General features: G+C 60.8%; 20 protein-coding genes. 7 read left to right on the top strand and 13 right to left on the bottom strand.

The window, feature by feature from the left end:
* A partial coding sequence (locus tag Q2M23_RS29535; RefSeq protein ID WP_316397921.1) for a hypothetical protein occupies positions 1–287 on the top strand: 287 nt, incomplete at its 5' end.
* A complete protein-coding gene (locus Q2M23_RS29530) occupies positions 287–457 on the top strand; it encodes a hypothetical protein (RefSeq protein ID WP_316397920.1) in 171 nt (56 codons plus the stop codon). The genes Q2M23_RS29535 and Q2M23_RS29530, both read left to right, overlap by 1 nt.
* 72 nt (positions 458–529) lie before the next feature.
* Here the strand turns inward: Q2M23_RS29530 and Q2M23_RS29525 are convergent, their stop codons facing one another.
* The 12 genes from Q2M23_RS29525 to Q2M23_RS29475 all read right to left on the bottom strand — a co-directional run bounded on the left by Q2M23_RS29525 (position 530) and on the right by Q2M23_RS29475 (position 14,180).
* Complete coding sequence (locus Q2M23_RS29525) at positions 530–1,351, bottom strand: prephenate dehydratase (protein WP_316397919.1); 822 nt, start codon at positions 1,349–1,351, stop codon at positions 530–532.
* A 219-nt stretch (positions 1,352–1,570) separates the two neighbouring features.
* The gene (locus Q2M23_RS29520) at positions 1,571–2,767 is read right to left on the bottom strand and encodes an acyl-CoA dehydrogenase family protein (protein ID WP_316397918.1); all 1,197 of its coding nucleotides are present in this window, start codon (positions 2,765–2,767) and stop codon (positions 1,571–1,573) included.
* Between the two features lie 22 nt (positions 2,768–2,789).
* Entirely contained in the window at positions 2,790–3,578 is a 789-nt protein-coding gene (locus Q2M23_RS29515; protein WP_316397917.1) for an ABC transporter ATP-binding protein, read from the bottom strand.
* 60 nt (positions 3,579–3,638) lie between these two features.
* Positions 3,639–4,970 (bottom strand): ABC transporter substrate-binding protein, encoded by a 1,332-nt coding sequence (locus Q2M23_RS29510; protein WP_316397916.1) that lies wholly within the window; start codon positions 4,968–4,970, stop codon positions 3,639–3,641.
* 26 nt (positions 4,971–4,996) lie between these two features.
* Positions 4,997–6,040, bottom strand: coding sequence for a branched-chain amino acid ABC transporter permease (locus Q2M23_RS29505; protein ID WP_316397915.1), 1,044 nt, complete (start codon positions 6,038–6,040; stop codon positions 4,997–4,999).
* 3 nt (positions 6,041–6,043) lie between these two features.
* A complete protein-coding gene (locus Q2M23_RS29500; RefSeq protein ID WP_316397914.1) occupies positions 6,044–6,934 on the bottom strand; it encodes a branched-chain amino acid ABC transporter permease in 891 nt (296 codons plus the stop codon).
* Positions 6,934–7,842: an ABC transporter ATP-binding protein gene (locus Q2M23_RS29495; RefSeq protein WP_316397913.1), complete on the bottom strand. Its 909-nt coding sequence runs from the start codon at positions 7,840–7,842 to the stop codon at positions 6,934–6,936. The genes Q2M23_RS29500 and Q2M23_RS29495 overlap by 1 nt, the downstream gene beginning before the upstream one ends.
* 25 nt (positions 7,843–7,867) lie before the next feature.
* On the bottom strand, positions 7,868–8,968 hold the full coding sequence (gene sfnG, locus Q2M23_RS29490; protein WP_316397912.1) for a dimethylsulfone monooxygenase SfnG: 1,101 nt from the start codon (positions 8,966–8,968) through the stop codon (positions 7,868–7,870).
* A gap of 1,184 nt (positions 8,969–10,152) precedes the next feature.
* On the bottom strand, positions 10,153–11,649 hold the full coding sequence (locus tag Q2M23_RS29485) for a S10 family peptidase (protein WP_410469788.1): 1,497 nt from the start codon (positions 11,647–11,649) through the stop codon (positions 10,153–10,155).
* Positions 11,650–12,408: 759 nt separating this feature from the next.
* Positions 12,409–12,708 carry an alpha/beta fold hydrolase gene (locus tag Q2M23_RS44130; protein ID WP_410469787.1) on the bottom strand — a complete coding sequence of 100 codons (300 nt, stop codon included), beginning with the start codon at positions 12,706–12,708 and terminating at the stop codon, positions 12,409–12,411.
* Between the two features lie 720 nt (positions 12,709–13,428).
* Complete coding sequence (locus Q2M23_RS29480; RefSeq protein ID WP_316397928.1) at positions 13,429–13,635, bottom strand: hypothetical protein; 207 nt, start codon at positions 13,633–13,635, stop codon at positions 13,429–13,431.
* A gap of 167 nt (positions 13,636–13,802) precedes the next feature.
* Entirely contained in the window at positions 13,803–14,180 is a 378-nt protein-coding gene (locus Q2M23_RS29475; protein WP_316397927.1) for a TIGR02301 family protein, read from the bottom strand.
* Between the two features lie 451 nt (positions 14,181–14,631).
* Here Q2M23_RS29475 and Q2M23_RS29470 point away from each other — a divergent pair, with 451 nt between their 5' ends.
* From Q2M23_RS29470 to Q2M23_RS29455, 4 genes are all read left to right on the top strand, one after another.
* Positions 14,632–14,889 carry a hypothetical protein gene (locus Q2M23_RS29470; RefSeq protein ID WP_316397910.1) on the top strand — a complete coding sequence of 86 codons (258 nt, stop codon included), beginning with the start codon at positions 14,632–14,634 and terminating at the stop codon, positions 14,887–14,889.
* A gap of 129 nt (positions 14,890–15,018) precedes the next feature.
* Positions 15,019–15,216: a hypothetical protein gene (locus Q2M23_RS29465; protein WP_316397909.1), complete on the top strand. Its 198-nt coding sequence runs from the start codon at positions 15,019–15,021 to the stop codon at positions 15,214–15,216.
* Between the two features lie 113 nt (positions 15,217–15,329).
* A complete protein-coding gene (locus Q2M23_RS29460) occupies positions 15,330–15,563 on the top strand; it encodes a helix-turn-helix transcriptional regulator (protein WP_316397926.1) in 234 nt (77 codons plus the stop codon).
* 8 nt (positions 15,564–15,571) lie between these two features.
* Entirely contained in the window at positions 15,572–16,093 is a 522-nt protein-coding gene (locus Q2M23_RS29455) for a HipA N-terminal domain-containing protein (protein WP_316397908.1), read from the top strand.
* Here the strand turns inward: Q2M23_RS29455 and Q2M23_RS29450 are convergent.
* Entirely contained in the window at positions 16,043–19,453 is a 3,411-nt protein-coding gene (locus Q2M23_RS29450) for an autotransporter domain-containing protein (protein ID WP_316397907.1), read from the bottom strand. The two genes, Q2M23_RS29455 and Q2M23_RS29450, sit on opposite strands and share 51 nt — an antisense overlap.
* 899 nt (positions 19,454–20,352) lie before the next feature.
* Here Q2M23_RS29450 and Q2M23_RS29445 point away from each other — a divergent pair.
* Positions 20,353–21,684, top strand: a complete 1,332-nt coding sequence (locus Q2M23_RS29445) for an MFS transporter (RefSeq protein ID WP_316397925.1) — start codon at positions 20,353–20,355, stop codon at positions 21,682–21,684.
* Positions 21,685–22,150: the final 466 nt, after the last annotated feature.

Here is a 22,150-nt window from a genome sequence, read left to right as displayed (position 1 = left end):
TTCCTGCAAAATCGAATACTACATCAAGACCAATTCTGCTTATTTCTCAAGTCAATCCGCATTCTTCACGGACGACTGACAATGCGGTCGATATCAAACCAGACCGTTCGCTCGACCAGTTGCAAAGAGCGCTCGTGCGGACATACCACCGAGGCGAGAACCAGCAGGCCGGGCTCTTCCTGCCCGATCCGAATTCGGAGAGCCCCGAGCTATCAGCGGGGATCGCAGCAGAGCGGAACGCTCGCTCGTACTTTCTGCGATCTCTCCTGCATTATCTCGGATTGTGATGCGGTTCGCCACCCGTCGTTTCGATCTCGCTCCCTACTACGAGCGGGCCCGCTGGCGGCGCGAGAGCTTGCAGCCTACCCTCATTCTCAAGGTAGTTCTGCAACGCATTGTCGACAAATTCTGCCAGTTCATGATTGTCGCGCGGCAGTTGCAGGCGCTTTCCCCATGAGCGGCTCCACGATCTCCTTCGTAGAGCTACGAAGAGTTCCGAAAGGGCTCGGATCGCGCCAAGTAGAAGCTGTCAGTACCGGCGCGGATATGACCCGAGCACGCGAATGTCCGGGCGCTTTCGAAGCAATCCGGCAAGGCTATCCGTCTGCGCATGCCCCGCGACCTCAATTAAATATCGATGGCTGTCAAGGCCCGTTTTGGCCGGTCGCTCGTAAATCGTCAGGATTTGGACTCGGGCACCAGCAAAGGAAGCAAGTAAGGAGGCAAAATCCGCATCAGTTACAGTCGCGAGCAACGACGTCTTGTCGTTCTCGGTTGGCGGAGGCATATCCCTGCCTAGCACCCACCAGCGCGTCACATTGTGCGGGCCTTCTTCAATCCCAGCCACCAGCGAACCCAGCCCATAAATCGCCGCGCCAATTCTGGGGCCAATAGAAGCTCTGTCCAAGGCTTCGCTGTTGGCAACGGCTTGCGCCGCGGCGCCACTACTCGCCACCGTGGTACGTCGAACCTGCGGCAGCCGGTGATCTAACCAAGGCTTAACCTCGTCAAGGGCAACCGGATGCCCGAAGACCTCTCTAATATCCTCCAGACGCGCTCCATGACGAACAAGAAGGCTATAACCGAGCATTTTGGGATATTCGGCCACGATCCTTACATTCGGCAGGTCCAGGATCGGATCCAGATACGGGGTAGCTCCCACCAGGGACGTGGTAACGGGCAGGCAGGCGCGGTCGATCTTCCCACTTTGGTATGCTGAGAGCAATTCCTCTTGGGACATAGGGGCTAGGTCAGACGGACCGAACAGCTCAAGGCAAGCTTGGTGTGTCCATGATCCGGCTGGCCCAAGATAGCAAGTTTTACCCGCCGTCGCAGCTGTCAAGGTGAGCACATGCAGTGCCCCACTCGCTGCCGCAACGAGCGGAGTGTGCTTAAGAACAACTGTGCGATCCGCGACAACATGGTCATGACCCACCTAGCTGGATATCACGATACCAAGCTATGCGACAGCCCCTACGGTCTGGTAGGCGCGGCGACAGAGTTTTCCGCACGTTCTTTTTGCGCCACCAGGTAGCTTCGACCACCTGTGGGGCAGCCTCGCGGCCAACCTCTATTCTCCGCCCTCGTAGAACAGTTCCAGCGGCAGGCCGACCACCGCCTTTCCGATCCAGTCGCGCGCGATGACATTGGACGGCCCCATCGCGATCGCCGCGCGGGCATCGCGATAGGCGCGCTCGATCGGACCGCGGTGATAGCCATACCCGCCCGTCACCGTCAGCGCCGTCGCCGCGACCTTGTTGGCGACCTCGGCGGCGTGCACCTTGAACTCGGTCAGCGGGATCAGGATTTCGCTTTGCGGCTTGCCGGCGCGCCAGAGCGCATCGAGCTTGCCCGCGAGCTCGTTGCGCCACGGCCGTAGCGTCTCGACCAGCACCTTGGCCGCGCCGAGCTCCTGGCGAATCGCCTGATAGTCGGACAGGCTCTTGTTCCGGTCCTTGTGCACGAAGCTCGTGCTGTGTGCGATCGCCGCGTTCAACGCGCCGCGTGCGACGCCTTCCCAGACCGCACCGAGCCCGATCAGATAGACCGGAGAGACGCCGTCATAGATGATCTCCTTGCCCTGTCCTTCGGCGCCGAGCCGGTCGCGCTGCGGCACATGCACGTTGCTGTAGCGGATCGCCCCGGAATGGTTGGCCCGCACACCGAGCGCATCCCAGGGCCGGGACTCGATGCCCTCGGCCTTGCCGTCGACAATGAAGAAGATGATATCGGCCTGGTCCTTGGCGCCAGGCGTGCGCGTCTGCACCAGGTAATAGTCGGCCTGGCCCGAGCTTGTCGTGAACGACTTTTCGGCATTGACACGATAATCGTCGCCGTCGCGCGAGGCTTCGGACAGATTGTACCACCAGTGACCGCCGGTGGCGCGTTCGCTGGTCGAATAGGTGCCGAGCAGGCCGCCATTGTTCGCCTTCAGCCAGCGCTCCTTCTGGTCGGCGTTGCCGAACAGGTTGATGGTCTGGGCCGCGCCGACATGCATGACGTAGATGAGCCCGGTGGAGGCATCGGCCTGTCCGATCCGGTACGCGGCTTCAGCGAAATCCAGATGGCTGAGGCCGAGTCCGCCGAACTGCGGCTCGTTCAGCACGCCGGTCCAGCCGGCCTCCGCCAGAGCACGAAGATTCTCGCGCGGAAAGCGACTTTCGCGGTCGTTGCGGTCCGCATTCACCTTCACTGTCGCGTCGATGGCCGCATCGAGCCTGGCATAAACGTCGTCGTCGATCTTGCGTGCGAGATTGTCGTTGGCCATGGTCAGTCTCTCCGGGTTGCAATCATGCGACAGCCTCGCGTGGCCGCCTCTGGCCCTGATCGTTCTGCGACGATCCGCCGAGATAATGGGTCTTGATGTCAGCGCGCTGGCGCAGTTCGGCCGTGCGACCGGCCAGCACGCTGCGCCCGTTCTCGAGCACAACCGCGTGGTCGGCAAAGCGCAGCGCCACCGTCGAGTTCTGCTCCGCGATCAGGATCGACAGTCCTTGTTCGCCGTTCAGCTGCTGGAGCGCGCGAAAGATTCCTTCGACGACCAGCGGCGCGAGGCCCATCGACGGTTCGTCGACCACCAGCAGCCGCGGACGCGACATCAGGGCCCGGCCGATCGCCGTCATCTGCTGCTCGCCGCCCGAGGTCAGTCCGGCCAGCGTGCGGCGATGCTGCTTCAGGCGCGGAAACAGCTGATAGACGCGCTCGAGATCCGCGGCAATCTCCGCCCGGCGCGCATCGCGCCCCATCGCGCCGGTGATGAGGTTTTCCTCCACCGTCAGCGAGGCGAAGCAATGCCGCCCCTCGAGCACCGGCACGAGCCCGGCGCGCACCAGCGTCGCCGCCGAGGTGCCTGCGACATCGCGGCCATCGAACACGATCCGCCCGGCGGTGATCTGGCCGCGGCGGGCAGCGAGCAGCGCCGAGATGGCCTGCAATGTGGTCGACTTGCCTGCGCCGTTGGCGCCGAGCACAGCGACGATCTCACCGCGCCGCACGGCAAGCGAGACGTCGCTGACCGCCGCGATCGCGTGGTTGTAAGTCGCGGCCAGGCCTTCGACCGAAAGCAGGATTTCACTCATCACGTAATCCATGGCGTTGGCGGATGCGGGAGGCCGGATCGCTCCCGCATCGCGCGCGGCTCAATTGCTGACGGCTTCGCCACCGGAGGTCCGCACCTTGATGCCGTGCTCCTTGGCATAGGCGGCCGCCGACTTCTCAATGATCGGGCGCAGGAAGGCCCAGTCCGGTGCGATCCAACCGGAGACGATCTTCCATTTGCCGCCATCCCACTGCTGGAAGGTGACGCGGCCGTCGCCTTCGTGATTGTCCCAGGTGACGTTGATCGAATGGAACAGATCCTTGGCGCCGAGCGCTTCGACCCGCGCCGGATCGAGCTGGAGATGCTCGAAACCCCATCGCACCTCGTCGCCGGTCAAGGTGCGCTTGCCGAACTTCGCCTGCGCGATCCGGATCGCCTCGACATTGAGGATGCCGTTCACGATGCCGAGATTGTGGTAGACGCTGCCGATCCGCTTCTTGTCGTCGAGATTGCCCTTGCCGGCGCCATAGACCGTCTTGATCACCTCCTGCAGCACCGGATACTGCTCGCCGGAGGCCTGCGTGGTGATCGCGATATAGCCCTTGGCGGCGTCGCCGGCCGGGATCACGTCCTCCTCGGAATTGGACCAGACGTTGCCGATGATGTGGTCGGCGGGGAAGCCAACCTTCTGCGCGGTCTTCAGCGCCACTGGATTCATCACGCCCCAGCCGCGCAGCACCACGTAATCGGGCTTTGCGCGGCGGATCGACAGCCATTGCGACTGCTGCTCGTTGCCGGGATGCGGCACTTCGATCTGCTCCAGGCTGAACTGGTACTTATCGGCCAAGAGCTTGTAGATCGGGATGGTTTCCTTGCCGTAGGGCGAGCCGTGATAGAGCACGACGACCTTCTTGTCCTTCAGCTTCTCCACCCCGCCCTCGCGGCTCGCGATGTAGTTCACGATTCCCGAGGTTTCGCTGTAGGGATTGAGCAGCAGCGGAAACACATAGGGGAACACGCGGCCGTCGGTCGAATCGGTGCGGCCATGATTGATGGTGATGAGCGGCACCTTGTCCTTGGTGATGCGGTCGATCATGGCGTAGGCGATGCCGACCGAGAGCGGATTCCAGGCGGCAACGCCGGGCCGCCCCTTCAGCCGTTCATAGACCTCGACGCCGCGCTCGACCTCGTACTGGGTCTCGCCCTCGTCCCAGGTCAGCTTGACGCCATTGACGCCGCCGTCGCGGATGTTGATCAGATTGAGATAGTCGATGAAGCCGCTGAAGAAGCCGGTGCCACCGGCTGCATAGGGGCCGACCCGGTAGCTTTGCAGCGGAAAGAACTGTTCGTCGGCGCGCGCCGCCTGTGTTGCGGCCAACACGGAGGCGACCGCTGCGGCAAAGGCAACTTTCAGATATCTCGATATGATCATCTTCAACTCTCCAGTGGTGCGAAACGTCATGTATTGCTAACGGCGGCCGGCCGCGTGACGGCACTCCAAAGCCGGTCCCACAGCGCGACCAGGCCGCGCGGTTCGACAATCAGGAAGGCGATGATGAGCGCGCCGAGAACGATGCGCTGGCTCATCTCCAGCACGCCCGAATCGAATACGCCACCGAGCAAGGCCGCGCCGGCGCGTGACAGGATCAACGGAAACACCACGATAAAGGCGGCACCGAGAAACGCGCCGCGCAGCGAGGCCAGCCCGCCGATGATGATGATGAACAGGATCTGGAAGGAGCGGTCGAGATTGAAGCCGGCCGGCTCGACCGTTCGCAGATAGGCGAAGGCCCACAACACCCCGGCGATGCCGATCAGGAACGAGGAGACGGCGAAGGCCAGGAGCTTGGTGCGCAGCAGCGGCACGCCGATCACCCTGGCCGCGAGCTCGTGATCGCGCACCGCGATGAAGTTGCGGCCGCTCTGCGCGCGCAGCAGCCGTAGGGTCAGGAACGTCGCCGCCACGACGACGCTCAGCGAGAACACATAGCGCCCGGCCGGGCTGGTGAAGGCGAAACCGGCCACGCTCAGCACCGGGGCATCGATCACGCCGGACGGACTGTCGTTGGAAAACCAGCCGAACTTGGTGAGCGCCCATTGCACGAAGAACTGCGCGGCCAAGGTCGAGACCGCGAGGTAGAAGCCGCGCAGGCGCAGGCTCGGCAATCCGAACACGATGCCGATCGCGGCCGCGACGAGGCCGGCGAGCACAAGGTCAACGATCAGCGGCAGCTGCGGCAGCCGGAGGTGAAGGTTGTAGGTCGCATAGGCGCCCACCGCGAGGAATGCGGCGGAGCCCAGCGACACCTGCCCAGCATAGCCGGTGAGCACGTTGAGCCCGACCGCGGCAAGCGCCAGCGCAAGGAACGGCGTCAGCACCGCATCCAACAGGTAATCCGAGCCAGCGACCGGAATGACGCCAAAGGCGATCCCCGCTGCGGCAGCGATCGCAATGGTCTCGACGCCAGGCGCGAGCCATCCTGCCGGTACTGCTGCGCTCATCTCTTAGACCCTTTCCACCAGCTTCTGCCCGAACAGCCCCGACGGCCGCACCAGGAGCAGCACCAGCGCCACGACATAGGCGGCCCAGGCTTCGATGCCGCCGCCGAACAGCGGCCCGACATAGACTTCGGCGAGCTTCTCGATAGCGCCGATCAGAAGACCGCCGATGATCGCACCAGCGATCGAATCGAAGCCGCCCAGCACCAGCACCGGCAATGCCTTCAACACAACCAGCGACAGCGAGAACTGCACGCCGAGACGCGCGCCCCACAACAGTCCGGCGACCAGCGCGACGATGCCGGAAGCGGTCCACACACTGGCCCAGACCCGTGGCAGCCGCAGGCCGGCGGCAAGTGCCGCGAACGGATCGTCGGCAACCGCGCGAAACGAGAGCCCGGTTCGGGTGTAGCGGAAGAACAGCGCGAACAGCGCCACCAGGCTTCCCGCGACCGCCGCGGCGAACAGATCGAACCGGCTGATGAAGACCCCGGCGATGTCGAGCGGCACGTCGCTGATCCCGATGTCGAGGCCGTGAACCTGCGTGCCCCACAACAGCTGCGCCGCGCCCTCGATCACATAGGAAAGCCCGAGCGTTGCCATGAACAGCGTAATCGGCGGCTGGTTGACGAGCGGCCGCAGCACGGTTCGCTCGACGCTTACGCCCAGCACGACCATGATCGCGAGCGTGACCAGGAACGCGACCGGAAACGATATGCCGCGCTCGATCAGGCTGACGAAGGTCAGCGCCGCGAACAGCAACATCGCGCCTTGCGCGAAATTGAGCACGCCCGAGGTCTTGTAGATCAGCACGAAGCCGATCGCGACCAGCGAGTACATCACCCCCGACAGCAGGCCGCCAACCAGCACCTCGATCAAAAACTGATAGTCGAACATCAGACGGCGAGCTCCGTGACGTCCTGATGCGCGACGCCGAGATAGGCGTCGATCACGGCCTGGTCGGTCCTCACCTCGTCGGGCGTGCCATCGGCGATCTTGCGGCCGTTGTCGAGGACCGCGATGCGATCAGAGAGGCTCATCACGACGCCGATGTCATGCTCGATCAGCACGATGGTGGCGCCGTAGCTGTCGCGCGCATTGCGCACGTGCTCGGACAGCTCGAGCTTCTCGCTCAACGTGACGCCCGCGAACGGCTCGTCCAGCAGCAGCAGCGTCGGTCGCGCGACCAGCGCCCGCGCCAGTTCGACGCGCTTCTGCAAGCCATAGGGCAAGGTTCCGGCGGCGCGCTCACGGACGTCGCCGAGGTGCAGGAAGCCAACGACATCCTCGGCGGCGGCGCGGTTCTCCGCCTCGATCCGGCGCGCCAGCGGCGAGCCGATGATCTGGCGCAGGAAACCTGCGCGGACGCGATGCGCGAGCCCCATCAGGACGTTGTCGAAAACCGACAGCCCCTTGAAGATCGCAAGGTTCTGGAACGTGCGCGCGACGCCGTGCGCAGCCAATCGCGCCGTCGGCACCTGAACGAACGCACGCTCGCCAAGCCACACCTGCCCGCGGTCGGGCCGATAGAGCCCGCTAATAACGTTGAGCAACGAGCTCTTGCCGGCGCCATTGGGCCCGATCACCGCGCGGATCTCGCCCGGCACGACCGCAAGGTCGACGTCGCGCAGCGCCGCGACGCCGCCGAATGTCAGCGCGATGTCGCTCAATGCCAGGACCGGCCGTACCGCGCGATCGGCGGCTGGCGCGAGCCCCCGTTCGGGCGCATCGACCACCCCCATTGCACGCGGCTCGCCTTGCGCTGGAGCCGCCTCCAGCGCAAGGACGTCAGCATTCGTTGCCATCGCCGTCACGTCGAAAGGCTCCCTATCATTCGGCGGCCTGGGCGTGCGCGGCGGTTTTCGCCTCCAGCGCACGGACCAGCGGAATGACCCGGCGGCCGAAATATTCGACCTCCTCCTGGAAGTGCAGGAAGCCGAGCAGCACGAGATCGACTCCGACCTCCTTGAGCGCGACGATGCGCTCGGCGATCTGTTCCGGCGTGCCGATCAAATTGGTCTTGAAGCCGTCATTGTACTGGACGAGATCCTCGAAGCTGGATTGCGCCCAATTGCCCTGGCCCTCCGGCGAAGCCTTGCCGGCATTCTTCACCTCATGTCCGAACGCATTGACCGCCTCTGGATCGGCCTTGACGATGATCTCGTCGAGCACGGCGCGGGCCTCGACCTCGCTGTCGCGCGCGATGGCAAAGGCATTGACGCCGATCTTGACCGAGTGATTGTTGGCGCGCGCCTTCGCCCTGATGTCGTCGACCTGCTTCTTGATCTCCGCCACCGAATTGCCGTTGGTGAAGTACCAGTCCGACACGCGCGCGGCCATGTCGCGCGCGGCGCGCGAGCTGCCGCCCTGGAAAATCTCGGGCAATGGATGCGCAGGTTTCGGCTTCAGCGTGTAGTCGGAGAAGCGGTAGAAATCGCCACGGAACGTGAAATTGTCCTGGGTCCAGATTCCGCGCAGCGCGCGGATGAATTCCTCGGAACGGCGGTAGCGCTCGTCGTGATCGAGCCAGGGCTCCCCAATCGCGGTGAACTCGCCGCGGAACCAGCCGCTGACGATGTTGACGGCAACGCGGCCTTCGGTGAGCTGGCTGATGGTCGCGATCTGCTTGGCTGCGACCGCCGGGTTCCACGGTCCGGGCAGCAGCGCCGCGATCACTTTCAGCTTCGTGGTTGCGGCGAGCAAAGCGTGGCTGAAGGCGACCGGCTCGTGCTGGAACTCGGCGCCATAACCGGCGGTGAAGCGGATCTGGCTCAGCGCATAGTCGAAGCCGCTCTGCTCTGCGATCTGCGCCAGGCGGCGGTTGTAGTCGATGTCCCAGCCGGTTCGCTGCTCGATCTTGCTGATAACCAAGCCGCCCGAGACGTTGGGCACCCAATAGGCGAACTTGATCGGATCATTGCTGGCGGTCATTCGAATGTCCTCATTCGGTTGGGATGTGACGACGCGCGCCACGGGAGGTGGCAGCAGGATGCATTCACGCTGCGCGGGACAGCGGGTTGGGAAATGACCGACTGACAATTTGTCAGTTCGGATGTTTTTGAAAGGTCGGAGCGGTCAGCAATTCCGATCCGCGACGCACGACCAGTGCGTCAACAGCAGATCGTGCGACACGACGTTCGCAATGCGCAGGCGTTGATTTCGTCGAAGACGTCGGTGCAAATCATTAGAATTTCCCCTCGCAAGCACCATCGGCTGACGATCAAGTGTCTCAAAGAAATTGCGGGCGAGCGAGTCCAAGCCAAACTCTTTTTTGCCCAGTCCGGGAAAGCGGTATTCTCTTCTTCAAAACGAAATGCGTGGTTTGTTCCTGCGCGGCTGAAATCACGTCGACGATGATGCGCAAGTAAGATTCGACCGCTCAAGATCCGAGAACAAAATGAGTGCAGGAGAACCGCTTTCTCCTTACCAAACGTTTGCGCGCCCGGCGCAGCTACGTAAAAGCAGGATAACGCTTGAGACATTTTCTCGGAGCGATCTTTTCTGGTCGAAATGCATCGTCGACGATCGCTGAACGCAACACCTCGGGAACGATCACGTTCCCGAGGTCGAAAGGTGATACAGGGAGCGGCGCCTACTTCACCATCGCGCCGGGGACGATGTCCTGCACGTCGTTAACATTTGCACAGCTCGCTGGGCGCTTCGGTTCCCATGATCAGAACGAGCCGCTCCTTTGCCGCCAGAAAACTTGCCGATCCTAAGCTGGCTCGATATCAAGCCGTCAAAATCACTGTGACCAGCCACTGGTAGTTCCAGTGTACCGACCTTCACGCACGATCGTTTCCGCTCCTCTAGATGAGGTCGCCAGGCTCAATCGACACCAAGTCGTTGATTTTTTTCATGCGCCTGACGAGCTGCTCCCATCGGTATCGGGCGCCGCATTGTGCTTGGAACGCTGCGAGACGTTCCACAGCACGGGTCATATTGGAAGCCATTGAGAAATACCTGGTTCACACACGAAATTGGCTTCGAGCCATACCTGATTGAAGACGAAGGCGTCTGATGATCGAAGCGGGCGCTAGGATTTCATCCGCATTGAGAAATCATGGATGTTTGCGCGAACGCCAGGTTGCTTGTTACCAAGTTCGTCGGCGGCGTTACTTCATCATCGCTTCGACTTCCGCACGAAAAGCTTGCCGCGAGGCGTCTCGTGAATAGAACATATGGCCGCCCGGAAAGACCACAAGTTTGATGCGCGGAGTGGAGGCAAATGGCGGCAATTGATCGAGCACGATTTGTGATCCGAAATACGGCGTGGCGAGGTCAAACAGCCCGTGTGCGACCAGCAATTTCATGTTCCGGTCCCTTGCCAGGATTTGCCGCAGCTCCGAAACTGACTCCGGAGGGCTGCGGCCGAAATCCCAAGCCTCCATGACCTTGGGGTTGCCCAGTTCATAGGAGCCGTCCGGCCGCCAGCTTAGTTTGCGTGTGAGGAGATCGACAGTCGCGCTGGTCAGAGGCGCCACCAGCGTATCGCCAGAGGGATCGCCGGAACGTTGGAAATCGGACTCCGGATATGGATCGAGGCCACGCACAGAGGCGTCATACCGGCCGATCAACTTGCGGTTCTTACGGTCGAACTCGCGGCGGAACTCGGTGACTTCGAAGCGACCGGCGAGCCTACGACTGACCGCTTGGTCGATACCAGTCAGCGCCGCGACCTTGTCAGCCAGACGCGTAGTCGCTTCCTTATCCGCCTGGCCTTTGATGAGATCGACCAGAAACTCGCCGCGTACATAGGCTTCCACGTCAGCGAGATCGGTTCGGTTTACTGGACCCTCGGCTTCACGCAGGGTCGCGACGTAGCTGGGCAGCGTTTCGGCATAGTGCAGCAGGCTCCTGTGCGCACTGTAGTCGAATGCTGGCGACACCATGATCAGGCCCTTGACGCCTATGCCCTGCCGCACCTGCAACTGGTGGACAACCTTTGGCCCACGAATGCCGCCATAGCTTTCACCCGCGATGTACTTCGGCGATAGCAGCCGGTCATGCTTTTCGAGCCAGCGGCGGATCACCAGCGCGAGCGCGTTGACGTCACCCTCAATGGAATAGAGCCGCTTGCGCGCATCATCGCTGGTCGCGACGAAACGGCTGTAGCCGGTGCCTACGGGGTCGAGAAACACCAGATCGGTGAAATCGAGCCAAGTTTCCGCATTTGGCCTCACCTCTGGAAACGTCGATGGCGTGACCTCGTCAGCATTGATCGGCAACCGCCACGGTCCGGCATTGCCAAGCTGCAGCCAGGCCGATGATGAGCCTGGTCCGCCGTTGAAGAAGAATGTTACCGGGCGCGTGCCGCGATCGGTGCCCTCAAGCTGATAGGAGGTATAGACGATGTCGGCCAGCGGCTCGCCCTTGTCGTCGAACAGGCGGATGGAGCCGGCGGTCGCGACGACAGAAAGCGTCCGCCCAGGGAGCTCAAGCGAGTGCTTGGTGCTGGAGTCTGGTGGCAGGCGATGCCGCTCGGCCGCCGACGGCATGTTCGGCGTCTGGCCGGCGCCGCCTTGCTGCCCGGCCGGAGTCGTGGCTTGGGCGGGCGGCGGCGGCTCTGCGGCCCTAGCGCTTCCCATTACCCCGCAGGCAAGCAGGATCATCGCAAGCGAGGTGCGGTGCGGCGCGATCAAGTGCATCGAATTTCTCCTGTCCCGGCGCGCACTTGTGTGCGCGAGGCGCGTCTATCAAAAACCGCGCCAACAACTAGCTCGTGGCCGGGAACAACAAACCTACTGAATCCAGTAGGTCGTCACCATCGCCGGGTGCCCTATCATTCACGACGCGAAACCTATCGTTCCAGACAGATCCAACAGAGTGCCCCTCCACAGCTTCAATCGACGCTGCTACAGAGGCGCGCAATGTTATTGAAGGCTGGTTCCGCCGGCTTAAAGGGTTTCCGATACGTTCCAACCGTTATGGCGAACGTGCGAGAGACTTTCTGGCTGTGCACCGCGCCGCCATCGTCGCCTATTGGCGATCAATTAAATCTGCTTCCTAGTTCAGCTTTGCCAAGAAAGAATTGATCGCGTCAGCACCTTGCTTTGGCTGCTGACACATCCGCCAATGACCGCCCCTTCCAAAACAGCAATGTTCGCGCCGGCGCGTTCGGCACATCGGCGCGCGAGCGTCTCCCCGCCGCAGTAGCGGTCTTCTGTCGCAATTAACGCGAGGCCAGGTTTGGCGGCTGCCCGCGGCAAGCCGGCCCCGAGATCTCGATTGATCGGTTGCGCGGCCGATCTGTATAGCGCCGGGATTGCCCCTGCCCATGTCTCCGTTTGCAGCAGCAGCCACCTTCCGTGCGATCGCCGCGGTCATGCCCAGGCCCTCGTACCCTCGGGCTAGCGCCTCGGCCGGCATGCTTACCATCTGCGCGACCGCTTGCTCGCCGACCTGTGGCGTCTGCCAGACCTGCGCCAGGTCGTGCCAGACGTATCGGGGTTGAACGCGCCCAGCATATCGGTCGCCCAGGATCGTATCAGAGCGGGATAGTCCATTGCGACTCGCATGACGTGTCCCCCACCCCAATCATGTCCCACGAGATCGATTGGTCGCGCCAACTTCCCGAGTTCGCCCACAAGCCAGCTGAGGTAAGCATCAACAGAACAATCAAAGCCAGGTTGGACAGTTGATCCAAATCCGGGTGGACAGAGACGGACAATATTCTGGTCGCTCAGAAGCGGGACCAGATCGTCTCAGATCGCCTGGTTTCAGGATTTCCGTGGACGAGAACGATCGTCATCCGCGTTTTTCTCCAAGCAGTTCTGCCGGTCCGTCACTCGTCGGATAGCACTGCCACCTAATAAAGATGCCTGCTGATGACAGCTACGCGGCATATGAACGCGCAGGTTCATCGCTTGGCAAGTACGTGAATAGGTAGTGCAAAATGCTTGGAAGGTTGGATTCCAACGCAACAAGGCTAGAGCAACCGTGTCCCGCGTGACGACTGTTGGCCCACCTACGAGCTCGGAGCACCTCAACCTCTTGAGCCGCTGATGGGCTAGACCGGACATCAGTCAGCCATCGCTTAACGGGGACATGCCCGAAACGAGAATTCACAACGCAAGATGAGCATCAAATAGATGCATATCGCCTCATAGCAAACTGCCAAACACGGCACCGCGGTCATTCCTGAACCCACGTTATCCGAACAATAATTCGTCTTGGCAGGGTCGAGCCGGGTAATCGCCACGCGTTCGGCATCAAACGCGAGTGTCATGCTGAGAGTGCAGATTGGCGCGAAGTAGCGCGGGTGCTCTTTACGTTAATCCTGCCCGCGAACAGATCGGGCACGTCACCCTTTTAAAGGTAGTCAAGTCGCGCAACAGGTGATTGTCGCCGCCCGATGAAATCGGTCCAGGGCAGGTAAGCGACGTCAGCGCTCAATCGCCAGCGCTCGGCGGTGGAACAGGATCGGCTTCTGCTGCACGATCGCGATCTGCCTGCGCAGCGATTGCTGCGATCCTGGACGAGGCGACCTCGAGCCTCGATTCGAAGTCCGAGGCGCTGATCCAGCATGCGATGGAGCGGCTGATGAAGGGCCGCACCTCGATCGTGATCGCGCACCGGCTGTCCACGGTGCGCAGCATGGATCGCATCCTGGTGTTCGATTATGGGTGTCTCGCATCCGCTTGGAGCTCCCGGACATGCGTGGCGTCGGACTTGCAGCATATCGCGAGAATCAATATCGGCTGCTCGCGTTTTGCCGCTTGTTTCGTTTCGGGCCTTGCGGACCAAACGCCGAGGAGACCGCCTATCAGTTGGAATAGCGGTCCGTCAGGTCGCGTGATATTTTCACCCCTTCCTCTATATAGAGTCTGATCGCCAGGTTAGCTGCCGGCGTGCAGCTTCGGTAGGTCTGCGCGAACACGTTGTAGCCGCGGTTAAAGCCCGCGACCATGCGGGTGCGGCGAGCACCGGAGGGGGTTTCGGCATCGATCAGCGCCTGCATCTCGTTGCGCCATTTGGCCCCCTCGTTGGAGCCGCAGATGCCGCGCAGATGGTGCAGCGCGCCGAGGATCTCGGCCAGCCGCTGCAGGTCGCCATCGAAGGGAGCAGCCGCGTCCTGCGCGCGGGTCGGCATCGCAAGGAACGCCGATATCAGAATCGCAACCGCGAGAAAGGTTTTGATCACAGGCGTTCTGGAAGTCCGTTGGTACGCTCCCTCAATGCGCCCAGGCAAGGCGGACGAAGCCCAAACGGCCCTAGAAACGGCCCCTGCCGGCGTCTCTGGCGGATGCAATGACTTCGTGCAGCCCGCCGTGACAGTTAGAGTAGCCAATCGCCTTCGGGCCAGGCGCTTGAAATCGTAGTCCTCGTCATTCAACATTAGCTCGCCGAAGGCCCGGCGCGGAGCGACATCATGATCAATCGTTGCGGGTAGTCTCGGCATCATCGGCGCCGGGCGGCCATGCCATGAATCAATCTGCAACAACCCGGAGCTAGCGAACATTCGTTCAATCTCGCGATGTTACTCATCAGCTGCAACTTCAGCTACTCCGGTCTGCGTCTGCCATAAGCAAGCATAAGCGTTTTCCGCCGACAGATCAGTAACAGGCCGCGTTGCTCTATCACGGTTCGTGACGATGACGGCTCCGCGCGGATTCTACCGCCAGATCGCGGAAAGTTTCCTGCTGCAGCAGACCAAACTCGACAACCGGACGGCTGCTCGCAATGAGCAGCGGAGCAAAAGCCGGACCAACTCGCCTGATACCTCTGCCGATGCCCGACCGGCTGAACACAGCATGCGCGAGCGGCGGACCGTCTGTGTCAGAACAAACATTGCCTGTGCGGCGCTCACCATTATCGTCGCACACTCGCCATCGCACGGGAGCAAAACATGATCGAAGTGGGGCGGACGCGACGCGTTCTTTCAGAGAATGGATAGCTGAGCTAAGCGCTGCTACCGTTCTCAACGACATCAAATCCGATCGGACGCGGTGTCCAGTTCGATTGGCCCCCGGCGAGGCGATGTGCTGCACGTCGACAGCGAAAACGTCGAGATCATCCCGTCGCGTACACATCCGGACCGCGGCACGGTCGTCGCCCGCGGCGAGACGCGCAACCAGCGCGGCGAAGTTCGTTCAGATCACCAAGGTCTGGCTGATCGTCGCGGCACTGAAATGAGCACCGCGTCCGGCTGGGGGAGAAGGACGGCTCTGCCACCCTAAGCCCGCTTGTGTTGAATATCTCGATGCCTTCCGCGCCGACCCACCTGATGACTGCGTCCTTGAGCACGGAGCTGAAAGGCTTTGGCCGACCGTTCCAATAGAATCGGCGAAAGCTGGCCCAGAAGCAACTCGCCGAGACGCTGGGGACCACTCAGGAGTGGATTTCGCAGTTCGAGACCGGCCGCCTGGAGAACCCGAGCCTCGGAACGGTGCTCAAAGCCTTCGCCACGTTGGGGATCGACCTGAATATCGACAGCTTGCCGGGTCATCCCGCCCGGAACGACGACCTAGACACCGGTGATCTCGCCCTCGACGAGCCGAGCTTCCTCAAGGGACGGCGGCGATGAGCAAATTCATGAACGTCCTGATGGGCGGCGTCCCGATCGGCCGTCTCGAGCAGAAGGATACCGGCGTCCTCGACATCGAGTACGCCGATCGTTGGCTCGCGGCCGACAGGGTCCAGATTCCGCTTTCGATGTCCCTGCCGCTCGCCGCCAAGAAGCACTCCGGCGCGAAGGTGGCCAACTATCTCTGGAATCTGCTTCCAGACAACGACCGGACCCTGCAGAAATGGGGACAGATCTACGGCGTGTCGCCGAACAGCGCGTTCGCTCTGCTGTCGAAGGTCGGAGAGGACTACGCGGGCGCGATCCAGATCGTCACCGACGAGGGGATGGCCGCCAACGCAGATTCGCCCGGGGAGCACCGGCGCTCAGGTAGGCTGACCTCGATCGACGGCGCCAGGTTCTTGTCGACGAGATCTGGATTGAAATCAACGCGCTCTCATTGCTGTGCAGCACGCCGGCCAAAATGCATTGCGTGCGTGTCAAAACTTCACGTTGAAGGTGGCATTCAGTCCGTTCTGGGTGATGCCTGAACCGAACTGACCCTGGTAGGCGATGCCAAGGGTGCTGTTGCTCGAAGGCCGGAAGTCCAGACCGGATTCGACGAGTGCCACGTCCTTGCCAATGGATAGGCCTGAAGCTGCAAAAGGGCTGGATCCAGCAGCAAAGTTGGCTGCCGACAGCGGAATGAGGTCTCCTACGGCATGACGCCAGCCAATATCGGCTCGCGCAGTCGTGGCTATCTGGCCAAGTTGAAAACGGGCGCTCGCGTAGACGCCGAGAGTGGAAAGCGTCGTATCCATCGTGTCACCGTGAACACTAAGCGCCGCTCCGTTCAGTCCCCTCTCCCTGAAATCATCCGTCGCGACATGAACATGAGCGAGATTGGCATAGGGTTCGATCACCGACCCGTCGCCAAGATGGAGCTTGTAGCCAAGTTCTCCAAAAATCTGGAAAGTGCCTGCATCGTAATCCGAGATCAAGTTATCGTTGAACCCTGGGAACCTAACGTTGCGGGTCATCTCGAGATCGTGCCATGTATAGGCAATGCCTGAGCGGAACGCGATGGCCCCTTCCGGCACGGCCCACTCAGTGCCGGCATAGGTCCCGAACGTGTAATTGTCGCTGCGGCTTGACGACGAAGCAGCGCCGACCTTGAAAAGGGAACGGCTATAGCCTGCAAGAATACCGATACGCCAGTCGTCAAATGCCGATGTGTCGATCCCGGTCATAAAGCCGCTGATGGTGGATCTGGTGCTTGCACCATTGCTATCACCCGATTGGGTCGTCCATCCGCCAAAAGCAGAAGCCCACGCCGCATAACCTTGCAGGTCATATGATGGCAGGTCAGAAGAAGCTGGGCCGACCAAACCAATGGCAGAAGCAGAATTGCCGTCTCGCCTCGGCTCAGGACCATAACCCATCACCGCCATCGCTGAGGTTGACGCGCCCCCAAACGCCTGTTCAAGACGGTTGTAGACTGCCGAACGCGCGTAGAAACTGTCATTGACACGTCTGCTCTGCTCCGACGCATAGATGGACGGCGAAAGCTGACGCAGCCCCGATGTCACCGCCGTGCCATCCGGCGCGGAAAAGTCGAGTGCCGCGACGAGCGGGTGCAGCCCTGTAGCCCCGTTGCCAGCTACTCGATCGAGCGCCGCGCCCACCTGGCGGCTGTTGGCGTCAGCCCCATAACGCGAATAGGCATCGGATGGGCGGGAGAGTGTCAAGGCGTAGATGTTATCACCTTGAGCCGTAGCACTCGCCAGCAAGGTTGGCGATTGCAGCGATGTCGTCACGTTCGCGAACGAGCCTGTAAGATTTGTTGCGTTCAGCCATTGATTTGAGGAGACGCTAAAGCCGCTGCCATACCAACCGCGCTGCGGGGTGATCGTGAGCGTACCGTCGAGCGTTGCATTGCCGTTCACGATGAGGCGGCTGAACGCGCCAGCATCGTTTACGGCGACCTGCAAACCACCGGTCGAGGTTTGCAGATAGTCGCCGTTCACAATTATGCTGTTGTCAAGGCCGCCGATGAGCGGCGCGACAGCACCGTTGTTTTTGAAGCGACCATTAGCATTGAGCAGATAACTGCCGTTGCCTGATAGAGTTGCGCCTTGCGCAACCGTTGCGTCGTATACCTCGTGATGGCCGGTAAACGACACGACGCCGCCGGAAACCTGCAGCGACAGGTTGTTGCGTCCAATGATATTACCATCATAGCGGGCTGCAAAGCTTGCATCGGGCTGTTGCGTTGAGTGACCGCTCGCGTCAGGCGTCAAACCGAACGTTAATTTGGTCAGACGCGGAGAACCGTTATCGTCAACCTGGTTGTAATCAGACAGGATATCCCCCGACAGCATTGCGCCACGCATCACATTTATCTCGCCGACGTAACCATTGTTCGACATGTACATCGCTGCATGACTGCCAGCCAGGCGGCCGGTCAGATCAAACTTATTGACGAGCGGACCGTCGATTTCGTTCAGCATCGGCGCCGCGTTATTGCCAATCATGCGAATATACGAACCACGATATTCATCGTTATTGCCCATCGCATTGTTACCAAAATCGAAACTTGCCGCGATGCCATGCTCGCCGAGAGCCTGCACGTCCCCACGCTGAGTAAACGCGTGATCCCTGCCATAGGCGAACATGACACCGCGCCCATAGGCGCCGTCGGCATACACGCGGGTCCCGGGCGGAATTATTATCTGATTGTTTTCGCCGTCGACGCGGATGCCGGCGCCCCCTGGTCCTTGCGAAAGCAGGTCGGCGCGCTGGACTACAGTATTGCTGCTGCCATAGACGTGCAGTCCCAGTCCGAGAGTAGCCGTATTGTACGTATTTGGCAGATAGGCGGTACCGTCAGCATTCCGAGCGAAGAACGGATTGTCGTTTATCAGATCGCGACCGTTGCCATAGATGGAGTAACCAAACAGATTACGCCGATCAATGCTTTGGCCGATGTCCTGAAAGGCGGCAATCTCCGCCTCCATTGGGGCGGTGTAGTTCCGGTATTGCTGGTGGCTCAACAGACTGTTCTTAAGCTCGCTATGCGAGACAAAGGGGACATCCAGCCCGCCGTACTCACCCTTCACTCGCACCGGAATACCTGGCATGGCACCGGCCAGCACTTCGCTCACATGCTTTCCGGCGAAGTAGCCACGATCACGGCGCAGGTCAAAGACGTCACCAGCTGGAAGATTCAGGCAGGTGGAGCAATAGATCACCTGCCCCGGCCTGGCTTGTTTGCCGTTGTCGTCATACAAATGGTTAGTCCAGGCATTTATCGCTTTAGGGAAGTACGGTGATATCGGCTCGGTGGCCCAACCATCATAGCCGTCAATGGTACCGGCCATTCCCAGCTGATGAGCGACCTCATGAATCATAACAGGTGCCAGACCGATCTTCGGCGTCATTGGCAATTGCGATGGCATGTACGCTTCGGATGAAAATCCCATTTCGCCGATCGCAACCATACCATGTGCGCCGTGGTTCAACTCGCCCGGATTCTGACCGGTGACTGCCGCCTGCACCTTGTTCTCGCCATCAGGCGACCTCTGGACTGAGGCCCATGCCGTGTTGCCCTGAATTCCGCCGATGTTGACGACGGCCGGCGACTGCCCGGGTTTGACCCTTATGATTTCGGCCCAATAGCGGATCGCTGCGAGCGAATGGTCCTTTTCCCATTGCGGTAGATCCCGAACTGAATGCGCCGGCTCGTCACCTCCGCCACAACAGAAAGGGCCATCTCCGGGACCGAATATCCGTGCTCGGATGAAGGGCACGACGTTCGAATCGCTAACATCGTACGTTTCAAGGGCCCTACTCGGCGAACATAGCAACGCATCCACCGCAAGCACGATGGTCGTAATTGTCTTCGTCTTCATGCTACATGTTCCATTCAAGACATTGAGTGCCGGCGTGCTTCGCCATGCAATTCGAGCGCGCGTGGAGGCAGATGCGACAGCGAAAGCGCAGCCGTCATCGATCAGACGCCAGCTGCGCGCCCTCGGTGCCCAAACCTGACGAGCAGCACTTCAATACGGAAGGCTATTTCCCTGGGTCGATCTCGATGAAACCAGATCCACTCAGGCAGGTGTGTTCCCCATTGTTCGTGACTTTGATTTCGACTTGCTGGAGATCACACTCTGGCGCGTTACGCTTTCCATTTGCGACCCGCCGAGCAGCTAGCGCCTAACGAAAATGACCGCCCGAAGCCCTCGGCGCCAGACGATGTCGATCGTTCTCATGGTACCGCCAACAATGCGAGCTCCTATTGTCTTTTGATCGCGCAAAGACCCTGCACTGTGCAGCGGACCAATCCCGACAAAGCAGGCAGCTTGCGCGCAACTCACAACGAGCGGAGCAAAAGACGGGCCAAATAGCCTGATGCGTCCGCCCGCGTGCAACCAGCTGAAGGCAGCATCCACGCGCGACTGTCCTTCTGTGCGAAAACAGGCGCTTCTTGTTGGGCGCCCACCAATGTTGTCGCACACTCGCCATGCACAGGAGCACAATGATTGCCCCACCTGACAGTTACGACGCGTTCCCTTATTCACCTTTACTGGCGATTGCCGCGATCATTTCAACCTTTGAATGGGGCCGCAAGAGGCAGGCATTCTTATTGCACTCGCCGTCGTGAGCTTCGTCCTGGCATGCAGGCATATGTAAAACAACCGGGACGCGCGGCCGGCCACCCCATACTAGACGACGTGTAGATCAGGTCGACTGCAACCTGGCCACTTAAAATGCTCAGGCCGGCGATCGCGCCTCAGACGGATCGATGATGGTCAAGCAATTTACTCAGGAGAAGCCGGATCCAGTCCTCGATGCCGCAGACGAACGCTTGACCCGCCACGCCGTGTTAGGTGCAACGATCGGCAATATTCTCGAATTCTACGACTTCGGGACCTATAGCTTCTTCGCGATTCAGATCGGACAAGCGTTCTTCCCTACAAGCGACCCGTTCGCCAGCCTCATGCTGTCGCTAGCAACCTTCGGCGCGGGTTTTGTGACCAGACCGATCGGGGCCATCGTGCTCGGCTCGTACTCGGATCGGGCCGGCCGCCGGCCCGCGATGACCGTCTGCTTTGCCATGATGAGCGTCGCGATCTTATTGTTGGGTATTACGCCCTCGTACGAGACAATAGGAATTGCCGCCCCGCTGCTGGTCATTTTCGCACGTTTGGTGCAGGGCTTCGCGCTGGGCGGTGAGGTTGGTCCGACGACCGCGTATTTGATGGAAGCGGCCCCGGCCGAAGGGCGCGGTCTTGCTGTCTCATTTCAGCCTGCCAGCCAACAGATCGCTGCGACGGCCGGAGCGCTTGTTGGAGAAATACTCTCGCTGACCATGACAAGCGAGGCGCTCAATGTGTACGGATGGCGGATCGCGCTGCTGCTCGGCGCCGCTACGCTGCCCTTCGGACTTTGGTTGCGGAGCTCCCTGCCCGAAACGTTGCACCGCCCTGAGGCGCCGGCTCTGGTCATCCAGACTGTAGGGAAATCGCCTGCCGCGCGCCGCATCATGAGCTTGGGATTTGTTATCTTGGCCAGTTGCACGATCATTACCTATGTCACGGGATATATGACCACCTATGCGCTGAGCACCCTGCACGTTTCCGCGCCTCTCGCCTTTGGCACCACGCTCGTTAGCAATACGGTAGGAATTGCTGCCGCACTGCTGGGCGGCTGGCTCGCAGACCGCGCGGGCCGCTGGCACATCATGATATGGCCGCAGATCGCTGCGTTGTTGATGACCTATCCGGTGTTCTTCTGGATCTCAGAGAGCCGCAGTGCCTTCGCACTTCTCGGGGGTCTTGGCGCGCTCACACTCATCGGAACGATTCCATATAGCGCCTTCTATGTGAGCATGGCCGAAGGTTTGCCCAAGAACATTCGTGGTGGCGCCTTCGCGACGATCTACGCCTTTGCCATAGCGCTCTTCGGAGGTACAGCTCAACCAGTCGTCACCTGGCTGATCTATCTTACCGGGAGCGCGCTTGCGCCCGCCTGGTACATGCTTGTCGCTAGCGCGGCTGGGCTCCTTGCCATGCTAATGATGCCGGAGACGGCACCGCTCAAAATTAATAGCGCTGTAAACAAGCAAAGCCCGCCATAGCGCTGGACAATATGATCACGGGTCACTTCCGGCCGATCGCGTGACGCCTCATGCGGTCTGGCGAGAATGTAGGTTGCTGCCTTTTACGCAGGTCGATCGCGCGACCATCAAGAGCGGCGACAGCGCGGAGTACTCCGAGAGTACCCAAGACCTCGTCGATGGTTACCAGGCCAATCAGACTGTCGGGCGCCCGCAGCGCTTCACACGCGATCGAAGCACCTGGCCGCCACGAAGCGAGGTGGCCTGTTTGTCCGAAAGCCAAGCCGGGCTCCGAGCCGCGGTCCTCAGAGTGGTCAAAGATGATCCTGGTGAGATCCAATTCGTCAAGGATCTTCGGTTACTTGACCACATGCCAGGAAAGCATGCTCCATTATAAGCCTGTCCGTTCGGCAATGGCCTTGAAGAAGCGGGGCGTTGCGGCGCGTCTGGCCACGGGTGCAATTCGAACAGCTCGAAATTGACGAGA

The sequence above is a fragment of the Bradyrhizobium sp. 33ap4 genome, from assembly GCF_032654765.1.
GTDB lineage: Bacteria > Pseudomonadota > Alphaproteobacteria > Rhizobiales > Xanthobacteraceae > Bradyrhizobium > Bradyrhizobium australafricanum.
This window is presented reverse-complemented; position numbering and strand designations above follow the sequence as displayed.